The sequence below is a fragment of the Streptomyces sp. SID3212 genome (genome assembly GCF_009865405.1).
GTDB lineage: Bacteria > Actinomycetota > Actinomycetes > Streptomycetales > Streptomycetaceae > Streptomyces.
In genome coordinates this window covers 1-15,140 of sequence record NZ_WWJY01000786.1, presented here as the reverse complement: position 1 = coordinate 15,140, position 15,140 = coordinate 1, and the positions used below count along the sequence as shown (strand labels likewise).

Annotated in this window: 16 protein-coding genes; 11 read left to right on the top strand and 5 right to left on the bottom strand. The window is 71.9% G+C overall.

Translation table 11 applies throughout. The features are described from left to right. Positions 1-269: 269 nt before the first annotated feature. Positions 270-1,268, top strand: a complete 999-nt coding sequence (locus GT042_RS23595) for a helix-turn-helix domain-containing protein (RefSeq protein ID WP_161310729.1) — start codon at positions 270-272, stop codon at positions 1,266-1,268. A 115-nt stretch (positions 1,269-1,383) separates the two neighbouring features. Beyond that, positions 1,384-2,001, top strand: coding sequence for a DinB family protein (locus GT042_RS23590; RefSeq protein ID WP_161310727.1), 618 nt, complete (start codon positions 1,384-1,386; stop codon positions 1,999-2,001). Positions 2,002-2,275: 274 nt separating this feature from the next. On the opposite strand, the gene GT042_RS23585 is transcribed toward GT042_RS23590, so the two are convergent. After that, positions 2,276-3,700, bottom strand: coding sequence for a glucose-6-phosphate dehydrogenase (locus tag GT042_RS23585; protein WP_161310726.1), 1,425 nt, complete (start codon positions 3,698-3,700; stop codon positions 2,276-2,278). A 115-nt stretch (positions 3,701-3,815) separates the two neighbouring features. On the opposite strand from GT042_RS23585, the gene GT042_RS23580 reads away from it, so the two are divergent. Continuing rightward, positions 3,816-4,295, top strand: coding sequence for a GNAT family N-acetyltransferase (locus tag GT042_RS23580; RefSeq protein WP_161310725.1), 480 nt, complete (start codon positions 3,816-3,818; stop codon positions 4,293-4,295). A gap of 13 nt (positions 4,296-4,308) precedes the next feature. Here the strand turns inward: GT042_RS23580 and GT042_RS23575 are convergent, their stop codons facing one another. Next, a complete protein-coding gene (locus GT042_RS23575) occupies positions 4,309-6,132 on the bottom strand; it encodes an ATP-binding SpoIIE family protein phosphatase (RefSeq protein WP_161310724.1) in 1,824 nt (607 codons plus the stop codon). Between the two features lie 224 nt (positions 6,133-6,356). Here GT042_RS23575 and GT042_RS23570 point away from each other — a divergent pair, with 224 nt between their 5' ends. The 4 genes from GT042_RS23570 (at position 6,357) to GT042_RS23555 (ending at position 9,376) form a co-directional block, all read left to right on the top strand. Next, on the top strand, positions 6,357-7,031 hold the full coding sequence (locus tag GT042_RS23570) for a response regulator transcription factor (RefSeq protein ID WP_161310723.1): 675 nt from the start codon (positions 6,357-6,359) through the stop codon (positions 7,029-7,031). Further along, positions 7,028-8,074: a sensor histidine kinase gene (locus GT042_RS23565; protein WP_161310722.1), complete on the top strand. Its 1,047-nt coding sequence runs from the start codon at positions 7,028-7,030 to the stop codon at positions 8,072-8,074. The genes GT042_RS23570 and GT042_RS23565 overlap by 4 nt, the downstream gene beginning before the upstream one ends. Positions 8,075-8,153: 79 nt before the next feature. Beyond that, on the top strand, positions 8,154-8,567 hold the full coding sequence (locus GT042_RS23560; protein WP_161310728.1) for a CoA-binding protein: 414 nt from the start codon (positions 8,154-8,156) through the stop codon (positions 8,565-8,567). Positions 8,568-8,821: 254 nt separating this feature from the next. Beyond that, entirely contained in the window at positions 8,822-9,376 is a 555-nt protein-coding gene (locus tag GT042_RS23555; protein ID WP_161310721.1) for an EF-hand domain-containing protein, read from the top strand. A 15-nt stretch (positions 9,377-9,391) separates the two neighbouring features. On the opposite strand, the gene GT042_RS23550 is transcribed toward GT042_RS23555, so the two are convergent. Then, a complete protein-coding gene (locus GT042_RS23550) occupies positions 9,392-10,357 on the bottom strand; it encodes an alpha/beta hydrolase (RefSeq protein ID WP_161310720.1) in 966 nt (321 codons plus the stop codon). Between the two features lie 164 nt (positions 10,358-10,521). On the opposite strand from GT042_RS23550, the gene GT042_RS23545 reads away from it, so the two are divergent. From GT042_RS23545 to GT042_RS23535, 3 genes are all read left to right on the top strand, one after another. Continuing rightward, the gene (locus tag GT042_RS23545) at positions 10,522-11,166 is read left to right on the top strand and encodes a TetR/AcrR family transcriptional regulator (RefSeq protein ID WP_161310719.1); all 645 of its coding nucleotides are present in this window, start codon (positions 10,522-10,524) and stop codon (positions 11,164-11,166) included. Between the two features lie 44 nt (positions 11,167-11,210). Next, complete coding sequence (locus GT042_RS23540) at positions 11,211-11,918, top strand: 1,4-alpha-glucan branching protein (RefSeq protein WP_161310718.1); 708 nt, start codon at positions 11,211-11,213, stop codon at positions 11,916-11,918. Between the two features lie 218 nt (positions 11,919-12,136). Further along, positions 12,137-12,967 (top strand): lipase family protein, encoded by an 831-nt coding sequence (locus tag GT042_RS23535; RefSeq protein ID WP_161310717.1) that lies wholly within the window; start codon positions 12,137-12,139, stop codon positions 12,965-12,967. Between the two features lie 8 nt (positions 12,968-12,975). Here GT042_RS23535 and GT042_RS23530 read toward each other — a convergent pair whose 3' ends face one another. Together GT042_RS23530 and GT042_RS23525 are read right to left on the bottom strand one after the other, a co-directional pair. Further along, positions 12,976-13,149 (bottom strand): hypothetical protein, encoded by a 174-nt coding sequence (locus GT042_RS23530; RefSeq protein ID WP_161310716.1) that lies wholly within the window; start codon positions 13,147-13,149, stop codon positions 12,976-12,978. 115 nt (positions 13,150-13,264) lie between these two features. Beyond that, entirely contained in the window at positions 13,265-13,885 is a 621-nt protein-coding gene (locus GT042_RS23525) for an L-threonylcarbamoyladenylate synthase (protein WP_161310715.1), read from the bottom strand. Positions 13,886-14,099: 214 nt separating this feature from the next. On the opposite strand from GT042_RS23525, the gene GT042_RS23520 reads away from it, so the two are divergent. After that, positions 14,100-15,140 (top strand): cytochrome P450 (locus tag GT042_RS23520; RefSeq protein ID WP_161310714.1); only part of this gene is annotated, 1,041 nt, incomplete at its 3' end.

Here is a 15,140-nt window from a genome sequence, read left to right as displayed (position 1 = left end):
CTCCGGGGTGCGCCCGGGCGGCGGCGCGGAGCCTGGTGGCGTCGCGGCCGACGAGGACGGGGGCGAGGCCGCGCCGGCGCAGTTCGGCGAGGACGAAGGCGGCGGTGTGGCCGTAGGCGCCGATGACCGCGACTGCCCGGTGTTGTCTGTTCATTCAGCCAGGATCACGGCCGGGGACCGTGGCCACGAGTGGCTGAAACGACGAGATGCGTACACTTTCGGACGTGACCTCTTCGGACGTGACGACTTCGGACGTGACGGCTTCGGGCATGACCTCCTCGGACCGGACCTCCGTGGTGCTGGCGCTGTACGACGGGGCCCTGTTGTTCGAAGCCGCCGCGGCCTGCGAGGTGTTCGGCGTCGACCGAGGGCTGGCCGAGCCGTGGTACGACTTCCGCGTCTGCGGGCCCCGGCAGGCGCGGCTCGGCGGCTGGCTGCGCGTCGACACCCCGCACGGGTACGACGCCCTGGCGGACGCGGACACCGTGATCGTCGCGGCCTGCGGTGATGTCGAGGCCGACCTGCCGGGCGAGTTGGTGGACGCCGTGCGCGCGGCGCACGACCGGGGCGCCCGGGTCGTGTCGCTGTGCACCGGGGCGTTCGTCCTGGCGGCCGCCGGAGTGCTGGACGGCCGCCGCGCCACCACCCACTGGGAACACGCCGCCACACTCGCCGCGCGCCACCCCCGCGTCCAGGTCGACCCGGACGTCCTCTACGTCGACGAGGGTACGGTCCTCACCTCGGCCGGCAAGGCCGCCGGGATGGACCTGTGCCTGCACCTCGTCACCCTCGACCACGGCGCGGCGGTCGCCAACGCGCTGGCCCGTCGCCTGGTGGTGCCCGCCCGACGCGCGGGCGGCCAGGCCCAGTTCGTCGCCGTACCGGCCCCCGCCGACACCGGTCACGCGCTCGCGGACCTGCTGGACTGGGCGAGCGGGCGGCTGCACCGGCCGCTGACCGTGCCCGACCTGGCCCGCCGGGCGAACATGAGCACCCGCAACCTGACCCGGCGCTTCACCGCCGCCACCGGTGTCACCCCGCTGCGCTGGCTGCACACCCAGCGGATCCACCGCGCCCAGGAACTCCTCGAAACCACCGACGACAGCATCGAACTCATCGCCGCCCGCACGGGCATGGGGACCGCCGCCACATTGCGCCGGCACTTCCACCGCGCCCTTGGCGTGCCGCCGGACACGTACCGGAGCACCTTCCGCACCCACCGGACCTCCGCGGCGCGCGAAGGCGACCGGCCGCCGGGTGACCGGTAAGTGAGGTGCGGTGAGGTAAAGGCGGTGCGAAGCTGACGGACCAGGCGGACTTTCCCTCAGCCCTTCAGCCCTTCCGCTCGTCCGCTCTTCTTTCCGTCGAACATGGGAACGTCCAATGATCCCCTCCCGGTTGGTCCCTCTCCTGGAACAATTCGACTTCGCGTGCGAGCGCCTGGTCGGCCGTCTGGCGGGGCCCGTCATGGACAGCGGCGACGGCACGGAGACCGAGGTCGGAGCATTGACGGACGCGGAGTACCTCTGGGAGCCGGTGCCCGACTGCTGGTCGGTCCGGCGGCGCACGGCCGGCCCGGGCGCACGCGCGACCTTCCTGGCGGGCGCGGGCGAGTGGGGGCGCGACGCCGCGTCGTACCCGCACCCGTGGCCCCCGCCCTTCACCACCCTCGCCTGGCGGTTGAGCCACCTCAGCGAGATGCTGACGCTCCGTGCCGACCACACGGCGGGTCGTCGTGTACTGACCCGCGACGACCATCCCGTCCCCGGCGACGCGGCGAGCGCGGTCGCGGCCTTCGAGGACGGCGCGGCGGCCTGGCGGAAGGCACTGTCGGCGGCGGACGACGCGGCGCTCGACACCGTGGGGTACTGCACCTACCCGCACGGCAGCGATGCGGAGGAGCCGTTCGTCGACATCGTGTGGTGGGTCAACCAGGAAGTACTCCACCACGGAGCCGAAATCGCCCTGCTCCGGGACCTGTACCGCTCATCCCACCACTGACCCGCGGCTCCCCGCTGCCCACCGAGCGGTCACTTCAGCCCGCCCGGCGATTGAGGACAGTCGCCCGCCGGGCGGCTCCGGCACGACATGTCGCACCCCTGGACGGAGCAATGGAGCGCTGGGCAGGCCTTGCACCTGCATTTCCCCGCAGGAAGCGGGGCGTCTTTCCTTGGACCACCAACGCGGGACCCGCGATCCGGTGTGTCGGCCGCAAGCTCAAGATCAACGGTAGCGCACACCGCGCGCACCTCAAAACCGGACCGCGCGAGCGGTCTCAGCGCGCCGGGCCCACCCACGGCTCGCGCCACGAAGGATGGCCGCGCACCAGCTTCTTCGCCTCCTCGGGGCCCCACGAACCCGGCTGGTACGGATGCACCTCGGGCGGGTTGTCGAGCAGGGGCTGCACGATGCGCCAGGACTCCTCGACGCTGTCCTCGCGTGTGAACAACCGGTGATCGCCCGTCAGGGCGGTGTGCAGCAGCCGCTCGTACGGTTCGAAGGGCTCACCGACGTCCGGGGCGAACGAGGCGCTGAGGTTGATCGGCTGCCAGGACGCGTCGTCGCCCTGCCCGACCAGCTGGAGCCGCAGACCGGGATCCGGGTCGATACGCAGCACGATCTGGTTCTGCTCCGCCTGCGTCGGCGCGGGAAGGCAGGCCAGCCGCGGCGCGCGGCGCAGCAGGAGCCGTACCTCCGTCGCCCGCAGCGGCAGCATCTTCCCCGCCCGCAGGAAGAACGGGACGTCGGTCCACCGCCAGTTCTCCACCTCCAGGCGCAGGGCGGTGAACGTCTCGGTGGTGGAGCCCGCCGCCACCCCGGGAACGTCCGCGTACCCCGCGTACTGGCCCCGGACGCAGTGCGCCGGATCGGCCGCGCGGACGACGCTGAGGATCTCGGCCTTCTTGTCGCGCACACTGTCCGCGTCGGAGCGGGTCGGCGGATCCATCGTGACCAGCGCCAGCACCTGGAGAAGGTGATTCTGCACGACGTCACGGAGCGCGCCCACGGAGTCGTAGAACTTCCCCCGGTCCTCGACGCCGAAGTCCTCCGCCATGGTGATCTGGACGGCCGACACACTGTTCCGGTCCCAGAGGCCGGCCAGCGCCGGGTTCGCGAACCGCAGGTACTCCAGCTCGATGACCGGTTCCTTGCCGAGGAAGTGGTCGACCCGCAGCAACTGGTCCTCGTCCAGCACCGCGCGCAGCCGCGCGTTCAGCTGACGCGCGGACTCCAGGTCGTTTCCGAAGGGCTTCTCCACCGCGACGCAGGCGTTCGCCAGGATGTCCGCCTTGCCGAGCCGCTCGACGATGGGCGCGAACAGCGACGGGGGCATCTCCAGGTAGAACAGGGGGCGGTGTCCCGGGCCGATCTCCCGCGCCAGCCGCTCGTAGAGCGCGTCGTCCATGACATCGCCGGGCAGGTACGTCAGCCGCCCGGCGAACCGCTGGAAGACCGCGTCCTCCACCGGCTCCCCGGTGGCGGCGATCGCGTCGCGCGCGTACGCCGCGAGCTGAGCGGTGCTCATGTCCGTGGACGCCACGCCGATGATGCGGCAGTCGAGCAGGCCCCGCCGCTCCAGGCGGTAGAGGGACCGGAGCGTCATCTTGCGGCCGAGATCCCCGGTGATGCCGAAGACGACCAGCGTGTCCAGCACGCCGGTCGGGTCCGTCGTCGCTCGTGCGCCGTTGGTCCTGGCCATGTCGCACCTTCCCTCATGCCGTTCGATTCACTGTAGGTGTGATCTCCGGCCCGCGCCCGTCCGAGAGGGGCGGGGGTGGCTCAGCGCTGCGATGTATGGAACTACAATCATTTCGATGGATATACGCACTGTCTCCTTCGGCCACCCCGACGCCGTCCGGCTCAACGATCGCGTACAGCTCGAATACGGCGAGCGGTACGGCGACGAAGGCGACGTCACCTTTCTCGCGCCGGACATGTTCGAGCCGCCGCGCGGCCGGTACCTGATCGCCTACGACGACCTGGGCGTCCCGGTCGCCACCGGCGGCTGGCGCAGCCAGGAGAAGAACGAGGACGGGTACTCCGACGGGGACGCCGAGATCAAGCGCATGTACGTGACCCCTGAGGCGCGCGGGCGGGGTCTGGCCCGGTTGATCCTGGCCGCCCTGGAGGACGACGCCCGGGCCGCCGGCCGTACCCGCATGGTGCTGGAGACCGGCACCAAGCAGCCCGAGGCGCTCGCGCTCTACGCGTCCAGCGGCTACGAACCCTGCGCCAAGTTCGGCCACTACCGCTTCCACGAACTGAGCCTCTGCTACGCCAAGCCACTGACGTAACACCGCACCGCACTCACTCCGGCAGGGACTGCTCGGTCCAGACCGTCTTGCCCGAGGACGTGTACCGGGTGCCCTGGTGCTGGGTCAGCCGGCCGACGATCGTCAGGCCGCGCCCGCCCTCGTCGGTCGCGCGCGGACGGTACGGGTGCGGGCCCGCCCCGCTCGTGTCGGAGACCTCACAGATCAGGACACGCTCGTCGCGGATCAGCCGCAGCCCGATGGGCCCGCCGGAGTAGCGGACGGCGTTCGTCACCAGTTCGCTGACCACCAGGGCGGTGTCGTACGCGAGGTCGTCCAGCAGCCACGCGGCCAGCTGGCGGCCGGCCCAGGCGCGGGCCGTGGAGACGGTCGCCGGGTCCGGGGGCAGGGTCACGGCGGCGACGTCCTTGGGGTCCAGCGCTCTCGTCCGGGCCAGCAGGACGGGAGGCCGCCGGTCGAGAGGCAGATGCCGAAGGACGCGGTCGGCGAGTCGGGGCAGATGGGGTGCGGAGTGGATCATGGCTTCCCGGAGCCGTTCCGTGGTCGGGTCGTCGGTGTTGGTGTCGCTGTCGCTGTCGCTGTCGCTGTTGGCGTCGGCGTCGGCGTCGGCGTCGGCGTCAGCGTCGGTGGTGGCATCGGCGTCTTCGTCGTCGGCGCCGGCGCGCTGCGCCGGGTGCGGTTCGTGCCGTTGCCGGAGACCGGTGCTCCCACCCCTCAGCAGCAGCGTGCTCCCCGTCGGCGCCTCGAACTCGGTGGTCTCGAAGGGCTCGTCGCCCGTGCCCAGGGCGCTGTGCGGGGCGAGGCGGGGAGTGCTGACCTCGCCGTCCGGGTCGGCGACCAGGACCGACGGATCGCCCGCCCGGGCCGCGACACAGCGCTCGGTGGTGGGGTCGTAGACCACGTAGAGGCAGCTCGTCCCGGGCCGGTTCCGGTCGGGTGGTCGCCGGTACGGGGCAGGCGGCCGGCGGTCCAGCCGCGTCACCGCGTCGTCCAGGCGGGTCAGCAACTCGTCGGGCGGCAGGTCGAGCGCAGACAGCGCGGTGATCACCGCCCTGAGCTGGTGCATGGCGACCGCGGCCGGTACCCCCCGCCCCGCCGCCGTGCCCACCACCAGGGCCACCCGCGCGCCCGACAGCGGGAGGACGTCGTACCACTGCGCGGCGGTGGACTCGGCGGGGCCGCGCCCGTGGGCCGCTTCGAGCGCGCTGAGCACCGGAGGCTCCTCCGCCTCGGGGGCGTGCCGCAGGAGCCGGGCGAGCGCGTCCTCCTCGATGCGGCGCCGGACGGTGTCCAGGGTCAGCGCGGCACGGTTCGCGAGCCGGGCGGCCTCCTGGAGGCTGTCCTCGCCGAACGGGTTCGACCCGGCCAGCCGGTACAGGACGAACAGGCCGAGGACCACACCCCGGACCGTCAGCGGAAGCACGATCAGGGAGTGGGCCCCCGCCTCGCGGATCAGGCGGGCGCGCCCCGGGTCGCGAGCGAGCCACCGGCTGCTGTGGCTCAGATGGCGGATCAGGCGCGGACGCAGATCGGACAGGCTCTGCCGGAACGGCGTCGCCTGCGGGACATGGCTCGTCCCGCCGACCGCGTACGCGCTCCGGGCGACGTCCTCCCGCGTGGTGGCGAAGGCCGCGCACCGGAACTCCTCGCTCGCGTGGACGGGTCCGGGCGGCGGCACCTCACCACGCAGCAGCTGTTCGAGCACGTCCACGGAGGACGCGTCGGCCAGCGTGGGGACCGCGGCGCCCGTGAGGTTCTGCGCCGCCTGGAAGAGTTTCCGGGAGAGGACTGCCGAGGGGGTGTCGGAGGAGATCGCGGACGAGTCCGCGGTCCTGCGGGCGGTGGGACGGGAGGTCATCGTGTGCATCCTGTGAGGAAGTGCCGAACCTTGTCACCTACGAGCCTGCGACCCGGGCGGCCCCATGGCGTCGGCACTGCCCCGCACGCTCTCTGCCGCCTTCCGTACCGTGGTCGCGGGCCTGCCCCCGCCGGCCCGCACGGTTGCCGCACGCCCGGTGCGGGTTCCCCGCATCCTTGATCGCCGAGTTCTCGCGGAGCGGTCCCGCGATCTACGGTTGGGGCATGGACGACGTCGACCGCGTCACCGGTGGGGAACCGTCGCCACGCCTGAGCGTGGTGCTCGCGGACGACCATCTCGTGGTCCGCGCGGGCATGCGGCTCCTCCTGGCCGAGGACCCCGCCTTCGAGATTGTCGCGGAGAGCGCCACCCTGCCGGAGACCTTCGCGGCCGTGGCGCGGCACCACCCCGCGGTCCTCGTCCTGGACCTGACCCTGGCGCGGCAGTCCAGCCTGCGGTCGATCCCCGACCTGCTGGCCGCCTCGCCCCGTACCCGCATCCTCGTCCTCACCATGCAGGAGGACCCCGCGTTCGCCCGCGAGGCGCTGCGGGCCGGGGCCACCGGATACCTGCTGAAGGAGGCCGCCGCCGAGGAGCTGCTGGGGGCGGCCCGCCAGGTCGGCGCGGGGGACACGTACGTACAGCCCTCGCTGGGCGCCCGCCTGGCCGTCACCGGCCCCGACGTTCCCGGCGCGGCGGACGACGGCGCCCTGACGGCGCGCGAGGTGGAGGTGCTGTCCCTGCTCGCGCAGGGCCACACCAACCAGGAGATCGCGCGGCACGAGCACGTGTCCGTACGGACGGTGGAGTCGCACCGTGCCAGGATCCGGGAGAAGCTGGGCGCCGAGACCAAGGCCGACCTGGTCACCGCCGCACGTGAGCGCGGGCTGCTGGCATGATCCGCCTGTCGCGGGCACGAGCCGGCGCGGTCGTCGAGGCGGCCGGTTCGTTCCTGCTCCTGATCACGCTCGCGTTCGAGGTCGCCCATCACTCGCTGACCGTCGAATTCGCGCTCTGCCTCGCCGCCGGTACGTCCTTCCTGGCGGCCGCGGTACTGAGCCCCGAGGCCCGGCGGCCCTGGCTCACGGTCATCGGCGGGATCTCGTACGTCATCGCCGTGGCGCTCCTGGTCCGTATCGTCGAGGCGCCCCTCCTCAACGGTCTGCACCTCGTCCCCCTCACCCTGATCGCCTTCGCCGCGGCGATAGGACGCCGGTCCGCCCTGCGCCACCGCAGCCTCGACCGCGAGTGGACCCAGGCCAGACGGGACGGGGAGGAACGGGAGCGGCGGCACTGGGCCCGCGAACTGCACGACGACACCCTCCAGGAACTGGGCGCCGTGCAGATCGTGCTGACCTCGGCCTCCGCGAGCGACCGCCCCGGCGTCATGAAGGAAGCCATCGACCAGGCGCGGCGCCTGGTCGGCAACCAGATCACCTCGTTGCGCCACCTCATCGCGGAACTGCGCCCGGTCGCCCTCGACCAACTCGGCCTGCGCCCGGCGCTGGAGGCACTGTGCCGGAGTACGTCGGACAACTTCGGCATCGACGCCGAACTGCGCGTGGGGGCGCGGTGGGACCAACTCGGCGCGAAACTGAGCCCCGAGGCGCAGGCTCACGTCTACCGCATCGTGCAGGAGGCGGTGACCAACGCCGTCAAGCACGCCCGGCCGACCCGGATCCGCGTGGACCTGGACAGCGACAGCCACTCCCTCTCCACGAAGGTCACCGACGACGGTGTGGGCCTGACGCCCGCCGCCGCGGCGGCCCTCCGGGCCCCGCCCCGTACGACCGTGTCCGGAGGGGTGGGGGTGGCGGCCATGCGTGAGCGCGCCGACCTCCTGGACGCGCAGCTCACGGTCCACTCGGCACCCGGGGAAGGCACCACCGTCACCCTGGAGGTCCCGGTCCGCGGCCTCGGCGTCAGGCTCCACCGCCGGTAGGCAGGCCCCGCCGGGCGGTGGATTCGCCTGCCCGGTCCTGGAACGCCGTCGCCGTCACCGACGTTGAACCCGCATGACGATCTATGGCGATGATGAGACGATAAGACACATTCTTACCGAAACGGGGGACACCTGGGCCGTGGTCGGCCTGTCCAACAACGAGGAACGGGCCGCCTATCGGGTGGCCGACAAGCTGCGGCGCATCGGCAAGAGGGTGGTGCCCGTGCACCCCAAGGCCGAGACGGTGGAGGGCGAGCAGGGGTACGCCTCGCTCGCGGAGATCCCGTTCCCGGTGGACGTGGTGAACGTGTTCGTCAACTCCGACCTGGCGGGCGAGGTCGCCGACCAGGCGGTGGCGCTCGGGGCCAAGGCGGTCTGGTTCCAGCTGGGCGTCACGGACGAGGCCGCGTACGACAGGACGCGGGCGGCCGGACTGCGGATGGTGATGGACCGGTCGGCGGGACGGGAGATCACCAGGCTGGAACTGCTCTGACGGTCCCCACCCACCTGTTCCCACCGGACCGTTATCGATCTGACCGGTCTCGGCGGTGACACGGAGGGCGGCCACCGTGTGTTGTTGGAGAGATGTGCGGTCCCTCCACGAACACGCGGTGGCCTTTTCTCATTGTCGCACTTGTGGGTGACTCTTCGCCTGGATGTGCCCGTGGGGGTGGAGGCGCCTCTCGGCCTATGGTGAAAAACAGTTGGTCGGACCGCCGTTGTCCCGCGCCGAGAGGGAGGCCGCTCATGGCCAGTACGTTTCAGGAGCGCAAGCTCAGGACAATGTTCGCCGCGTTCGACGCGGACGGCGACGGCTACCTGCGCGAAGAGGACTTCAGGGCGCTGGTCGCCCGCTGGAACCGCCTCCCGGGAGTGGACCCGGGCACGGAACTGCGCGACCGGGTGGAGACGCTGCTGATGGGGTGGTGGGCGGCGCTGCTGGAGACCGGCGACACGAACGGGGACGGCGCGATCGACATGGGCGAACTGCTCGCCCTCGTCGACAAGTTGCCCGCCATGGTCGCGGACGTCACGGCGACCGCCGAGACCGTCTTCGACGCCGTGGACGCCAACGGCGACGGCGTGATCTCTCCGGAGGAACACCGCCGGCTGGTCGAGACCTGGAACGGCCGGCCCGTGGACGTGACGGGTGTCTTCGAGCTCCTCGACCTGAACGGCGACGGCCACCTCAGCCGCGAGGAATTCGCCCTGCTGTGGCGCCAGTTCTGGATGAGCGACGATCCGGCGGAACCGGGCAACGTGCTCTGCGGCCGGGTCCCGGCCCCCAGGGACGCGCCCTAGGACGTCCCGTACGGTCTAAGCCCGCCGGTACGGCGCCAGGAACGCCGTCAGCGCGGCGAGTGTCGCCCCCGGTGCCTCCTCGGCGGGATAGTGGCCGCAGTCGGGCAGGATCCGGCTCTCCACGTGGTCGGCGGCCAGCCGCATCGTGTTCCCGACCAGCTCGCCCGAGCACTCCGCTCCCGCGAGTGTCAGGACGGGAAGCGTCAATCGGCGCTCCTTGCGGCGGCTGTTCTGCTCCATCGTCGTGTCGAGCGCGCGGTAGAACTCGAAACTGCACCGCAGCGCCTCAGGACCGGCCGCGAGAGCCTCCACGTAGACCTGGACGGCGTGGGCGGGCAGAGCCGTCGGGCTCGCCGCCTTCGAGGCGAACTGGTGGGAGAAAAAGGCGTGTTCCCGCCCCCGGACCAGCAGCTCGTTCAGCTCTCCCAGACGGTTGAAGCCGAAGTGCCAGAGCCGGTCGTTGAGTTCACGGTCCCCGAACAGGGGCGGGGACGGGGCCAGGCCGGGGATGGCGGCCTCGGCGACCACCAGGCGGTCGAGCCGGCCGGGATGGTCCGCGGCCAGCGCGTAGCCCGTCCACATGCCGATGTCGTGACCGACCATCGCGAAACGCTCGTGCCCGAGCGCGCCCATGAGCGCCACCATGTCCGCCGCGAGGGTGCCGGTGTCGTACCCGTCCCGGGGCTTGTCGGAGAGTCCGACGCCCCGCGGGTCGACGGCGACGACCTGGTGGTCCCGGGCGAGGGCGGGCATCAGGAGACGCCAGGCGTACCAGGTCTGGGGCCACCCGCCGAGAAGGAGCAGCGGGGGCCCGTCGCCGCCGGTGACGGCGTGCAGGCGGAGCCCGTCGGGGCCGGCATCCCTGCCGGTGTCCACGTACCGGCTGGTGAAGGTATCGGCGAAACCCGCCGGGAGGTGCGGCACCCCGGAGACCGAGCCGGGGCCCTCAGGCGCGGGTGAGCGGGTCGGTGACGCGTGCATGGCGGTCCTCTTTCCGAGGGGCGTGAGTTCCCGGGGGCGTGAGAGGGACCGTACACAAGTTGGATCGATCGGTACAAGATACTTTGACCGATCGTTCCAAGACATGGGTACGCTCTCCGGTACAGGCGCCGCCGGGGCGGCCCACGCGCATCAGGAGGTACGGCATGGCGGGGCGGAAGCAGTTCGACGTCGACATCGCCCTGGACCGGGCGATGCACGTCTTCTGGCAGCAGGGGTACGCGGACGCCTCCGTCGACCGTCTCGGCCACGCCACCGGTCTCGGCCGCGGATCGCTGTACGGGACGTTCGGCGGCAAGGACGCCCTGTTCCGGCAGTGCCTCGACCGCTACTCCTCGATCTACGGCGCCCGGTACGAGCGGGCGCTCGCCGCGCATCCGGACGAGCCCGTACGCGCCGTCGAGGCGTTCTTCGGCGTGGTGCTGGACCGCATCACCGACCCGGACGTCCCCGACGGATGCCTCGTCGCGCAGTCGACCGCGCAGTCGGCGACCCTCACCGCGAGCAGCCGTGAGCGCGTCCGGACCCTGCTCGGGCAGCAACGGGCGCGCGTCAGCGGGGTGTTGGCGGCCTCCGGCGCCGACGACCAGGTGGTCGAGGAACTCTCCGTGTTCGTGGTCGCCGTCGTCCAGTCGCTGGCGGTACTGAGCCGCGCCGGCACGTCCGACGCCGATCTGCGCTCCGTCGTACGGACCGCCGTCACCACCGTGGCGGACACACTCGCGCGAGCGGAGTCCCCGGATGCGCGCGGGCTCCGGAAAAATGGTTCGGCAGGACCCGGGGCGCGGTGAGATGATCGCGAGGCCCGCGCGGCTCAGGGGAAGCGAGATCAGGCATGGCGACCATCCACCACGTCACACTGAAACCCGGCAAGCTGGAGCTGCTCGCCGGGTGGCTGCCCGGCCGGCCGTGGTACGTCGGCCAGGGCGACGAGGCGGAACTGGCCAAGGTGGGCGGCTTCCGGCTCGACGACCCGGACGGCGCGGTCGGCATCGAGTTCATCGTGGTGACCGACTGGTCCGGCGACGAACCGGTCTCGTACCAGGTCCCGCTCAGCTATCGCGGCGCGCCGCTCGACGGCGCGGACCACGCGCTCGTCGGCACCACCGAGCACGAGGTGCTGGGGCGGCGATGGGTCTACGACGGGACCCATGACCCGGTGGTGGTCGCCCAACTGCTCGCCCTCGTCAGGGGTGAGGCGCAGGCGCAGGACCAGAGCGTGAGCGACACCCCCGACCCGACGGTCACCTCGTTCTTCGGGGGGAGCGGTGGGCCGGGGCCGATCAGGTCGACGCGGGTGACGGACGGGACGTATGGCACACGTCTTCTCGTACGGACCGCCGACGCGGCCTCCGCCGGCGCGCGGCCCGGCCCGGACACCGAGCTGACCGTCCTCCTCAACCGCGTTCTGCGGCCCGGCGAGGACGACGTGGCCGCCCGTACGGAACAACCGCTGGGTTACGTCTCCGCCGCCTGGCTCCTCCCGGACGGCAGCACGGCACGCGACCTCTTCGCCGTGGTCGACGCGTCGCCCTCGCCATGAGGCGGACGCTCACGACGCGGGCGACGGCGGGACGCGTGGCCGTGCCGGGCACCGGCGCGGCACGGACTGTGGGCGGCGGGCGGAGGGCGTGCGGTCCAGGCCCGGCGGGCTCCCGCGCGCCGACCGATCGGGTGTAGGCGCGTGGTGCGGAAGCGGCTCCCGTGGCCGATGATCTTCGTCATCGAACTGCCACGCCCGACCGAGCCGCAGGAGGCCCCGTGCCCGTCACCCCCATCGACCACTCCGTCACCCGGTACGACCTGACGCACGCGTACTGGCTGGCCAGGGCCGCCGAACTGGCGTACAGCGACGCCGACGCGGCGCGGGACGAAACGGCCGCCTGGGGGTTCGACCGGTTCCGGCACTTCGTGTCGCCGCACGCCCTGCCCTTCCCGCTGGAGGACACCCAGGCGTACGTGGCGGGCAGCGACCGGATGGTGGTGGTCGCGTTCCGGGGCACCGAGCCGACACAGATCAAGGACTGGCTCTCGGACACCACCACCCCGCCCGTCCCCGGCCCCGGCGGCAAGGGCTTCGTGCACTACGGCTTCCACCAGGCGCTCGCCTCGGTCTACCCCGAAGTACGCGACACTGTCGCCGAGTTCGGCGCCGGCGGGCAGAGCGTCTGGTTCACCGGGCACAGCCTCGGCGGCGCGCTGGCCATGCTGGCCGGCACCCGGCTGTGCCTCGACCGGCCCGGAGTCGTACCGCACGGCATCTACACGTACGGGCAGCCCCGGACCTGCGACCGGCTGCTGGCCGCCGCGCACAACACCGCGCTCAAGAACCGCACCTACCGGTTCGTCAACAACAACGACATCGTGCCCCAGGTCCCGCCGGAGCCGGTGTTCACCCACGTCGACACCATCCGCTACTTCGACGCCGACGGCGAACTGCACGACAGAATGCCGCTGTTGACCGGGCTGCGCGACCGGGCCAAGGGCCTGACCGCCGACCTCCTGGCCCCCACCTCGGACGGGATCCGCGACCACTTCATGGGCGCCTACCTGAAGAACCTGGAGAAGAACCTGGCCAAGGCGTCGGCCTGATCACACGGTCATCGCCGCCGCCGCATCTTCCAGCTCGCCCACGCCCCGACGGCGAGCACGGCGGTGACGACCAGGTCACCGACCTCGCTGGGCCCGCCGGCCCCGGGGCCCGCCGACGCGAAGCTGCCGACCGCGAGGGCGGCGAGGAGGACGGCGAGGACGGTCCAGAACGACACTTTCACGGCTGCCCCCTGCGGATGGGATGGGGGACCACCGTAACGGGGTGTGCCGGGCTCCGGCCCCGGGAGACGTCCGGCGGCGGTCGGCCGGCGTCCGGTCGGTGGCCGCCCGCCCCGGCTACTCGAACCGGGCCGTGTCGCCCGCCCCCCGCCGTACGATCTCCATCTCGTCGCCCGAGAAGTCGATGACCGTCGTCGGCTCGGTGCCGCAGTCGCCCGAGTCGATCACGATGTCCACCTCGTGGTCGAGCCGCTCCTTGATCTCCCAGCCCTGCGTCAGTGGCTCCTCCTCGTCGGGCAGGAGCAGGGTGCTGGACAGCAGCGGCTCACCCAGTTCGGCGAGGAGGGCCTGCGCGACGACGTGGTCGGGGATCCGGACCCCGACCGTCTTCTTCTTCGGGTGCAGCAACTGACGGGGCACCTCCCTCGTCGCGGGCAGGATGAAGGTGTAACTGCCGGGCGTCGCCGCCTTGATCGCGCGGAACACGTCGTTGTCGATGTGCACGAACTGGCCCAGCTGCGCGAAGTTCTGGCACACCAGCGTGAAGTGGTGACGGTCGTCGAGCTTCCTGATCGACCGGATGCGGTCGATGCCGTCACGGCTGCCCAGCTGGCATCCCAGGGCGTAGCAGGAGTCAGTGGGGTACGCGATGAGCGCGCCGGACCGGATGTTGTCCGCCACACCGCTGATGGTGCGTCGCTGGGGGTTCTCTGGGTGCACATCGAAATACTTCGCCATCCGCCGAGCTTAAGGCCCCACGGGGCGAACGATCTCCGACCGGCCGGGTGCGTCGCGGCACACCACCGGGCGCCACCGGCCGCCGCCCCACCGGCCGCCGTCCCCTCGCCCCGCCGCGAACGTTGGCCAAGGTTTTGACGTCGCCGGGCTTGGCCCGCGTGGTCCTCCAGGACCACTGTGTGATCATCGGCCCCACCGGGGTGGTGGGAACACCGTGGGAGAGACAGACGTGGAACGAGTCGGCGGGACGGGCGACGGAGCCCTGACCCTGGAGTCACTGAGCCGGGAGCCCCTGCTGGGGCGCGAGTACCAGGACCACCCGGACGTGGTGCACGAGCGGCTGCGCCGGCGGCACGGGGCCGTGGCACCCGTGGACCTGCTGGGGGTGCCCGTCTGGCTGGTGCTCGGCTACCCGGAAGCCCTGTACGTACTCCAGAACGACGAGCGCTGGCCCAAGGGCATGCGGCACTGGCGGGCCCGCAACGAGGGCCGCGTCCCCGCCGACTGGCCGGTCGCCCCCGCCCTGACGGCCCGGAACATGATGGCGCGCGGCGGCCCCGACCACGCCCGCTACCGGGCCGCCTGGGACGCGGCGCTCAGACCGTTCCAGGACCCGGGCCATCCGCAGGCCCGCAGACTCAGGGACAACATCCGCAGGACGGCCGACGAACTCATCACCATCCTGGTACGCGGGGGCCGTTCGGGTACGGCGGACCTCGCCGCGCAGTTCTCGCGCCCGCTGCCCCTGATGGTCGCCGGTGAACTGCTGGGCGTCTCGGGCTTACCGGGCGACGAGGCGCTCCTGGACATCTGGCGGATCCTCGACGCGGGACCGGACGCGGCCGAGGCGTCCGCGCGGGTCCTGGCCGCCATGGGCAGACTCGGCGAGGAGAAGCGGAACCGGCCGGGCGAGGACTTCCCCTCCTACCTGCTCGCCGCGCATCCCCGCCTGACCACCGAGGAGCTGGCCCACGAACTCACCATGCTCATGGGGATGATCTCGGATCACGCGAGCATCCTCATCACCAACGCCGTGGTCGAGATCATCACCGGCGACGGCCGCGCACGTGCCAGCCTGTCCGCCGGCATGATCCGCGAGGCCGTCAACCATGTCGCCCTGAGGAAGCCGCCGTTGGCCAACTTCGTGCCGCGATTCCCGCTGAAGGACGAGCGGTTGGGCGAGTACGTCATCCGCGCGGGCGAACCGGTGTGGATCGCCACGGCCGCCACCCACGCCGACCCGCGCTTCGCGGGC

Coding starts and splice junctions, on each gene's coding strand:
- GT042_RS23595 (WP_161310729.1), top strand. CDS start 270: ATGACCTCCTCGGACCGGACCTCCGTGGTGCTGGCGCTGTACGACGGG.
- GT042_RS23590 (WP_161310727.1), top strand. CDS start 1,384: ATGATCCCCTCCCGGTTGGTCCCTCTCCTGGAACAATTCGACTTCGCG.
- GT042_RS23585 (WP_161310726.1), bottom strand. CDS start 3,700: ATGGCCAGGACCAACGGCGCACGAGCGACGACGGACCCGACCGGCGTG.
- GT042_RS23580 (WP_161310725.1), top strand. CDS start 3,816: ATGGATATACGCACTGTCTCCTTCGGCCACCCCGACGCCGTCCGGCTC.
- GT042_RS23575 (WP_161310724.1), bottom strand. CDS start 6,132: ATGACCTCCCGTCCCACCGCCCGCAGGACCGCGGACTCGTCCGCGATC.
- GT042_RS23570 (WP_161310723.1), top strand. CDS start 6,357: ATGGACGACGTCGACCGCGTCACCGGTGGGGAACCGTCGCCACGCCTG.
- GT042_RS23565 (WP_161310722.1), top strand. CDS start 7,028: ATGATCCGCCTGTCGCGGGCACGAGCCGGCGCGGTCGTCGAGGCGGCC.
- GT042_RS23555 (WP_161310721.1), top strand. CDS start 8,822: ATGGCCAGTACGTTTCAGGAGCGCAAGCTCAGGACAATGTTCGCCGCG.
- GT042_RS23550 (WP_161310720.1), bottom strand. CDS start 10,357: ATGCACGCGTCACCGACCCGCTCACCCGCGCCTGAGGGCCCCGGCTCG.
- GT042_RS23545 (WP_161310719.1), top strand. CDS start 10,522: ATGGCGGGGCGGAAGCAGTTCGACGTCGACATCGCCCTGGACCGGGCG.
- GT042_RS23540 (WP_161310718.1), top strand. CDS start 11,211: ATGGCGACCATCCACCACGTCACACTGAAACCCGGCAAGCTGGAGCTG.
- GT042_RS23525 (WP_161310715.1), bottom strand. CDS start 13,885: ATGGCGAAGTATTTCGATGTGCACCCAGAGAACCCCCAGCGACGCACC.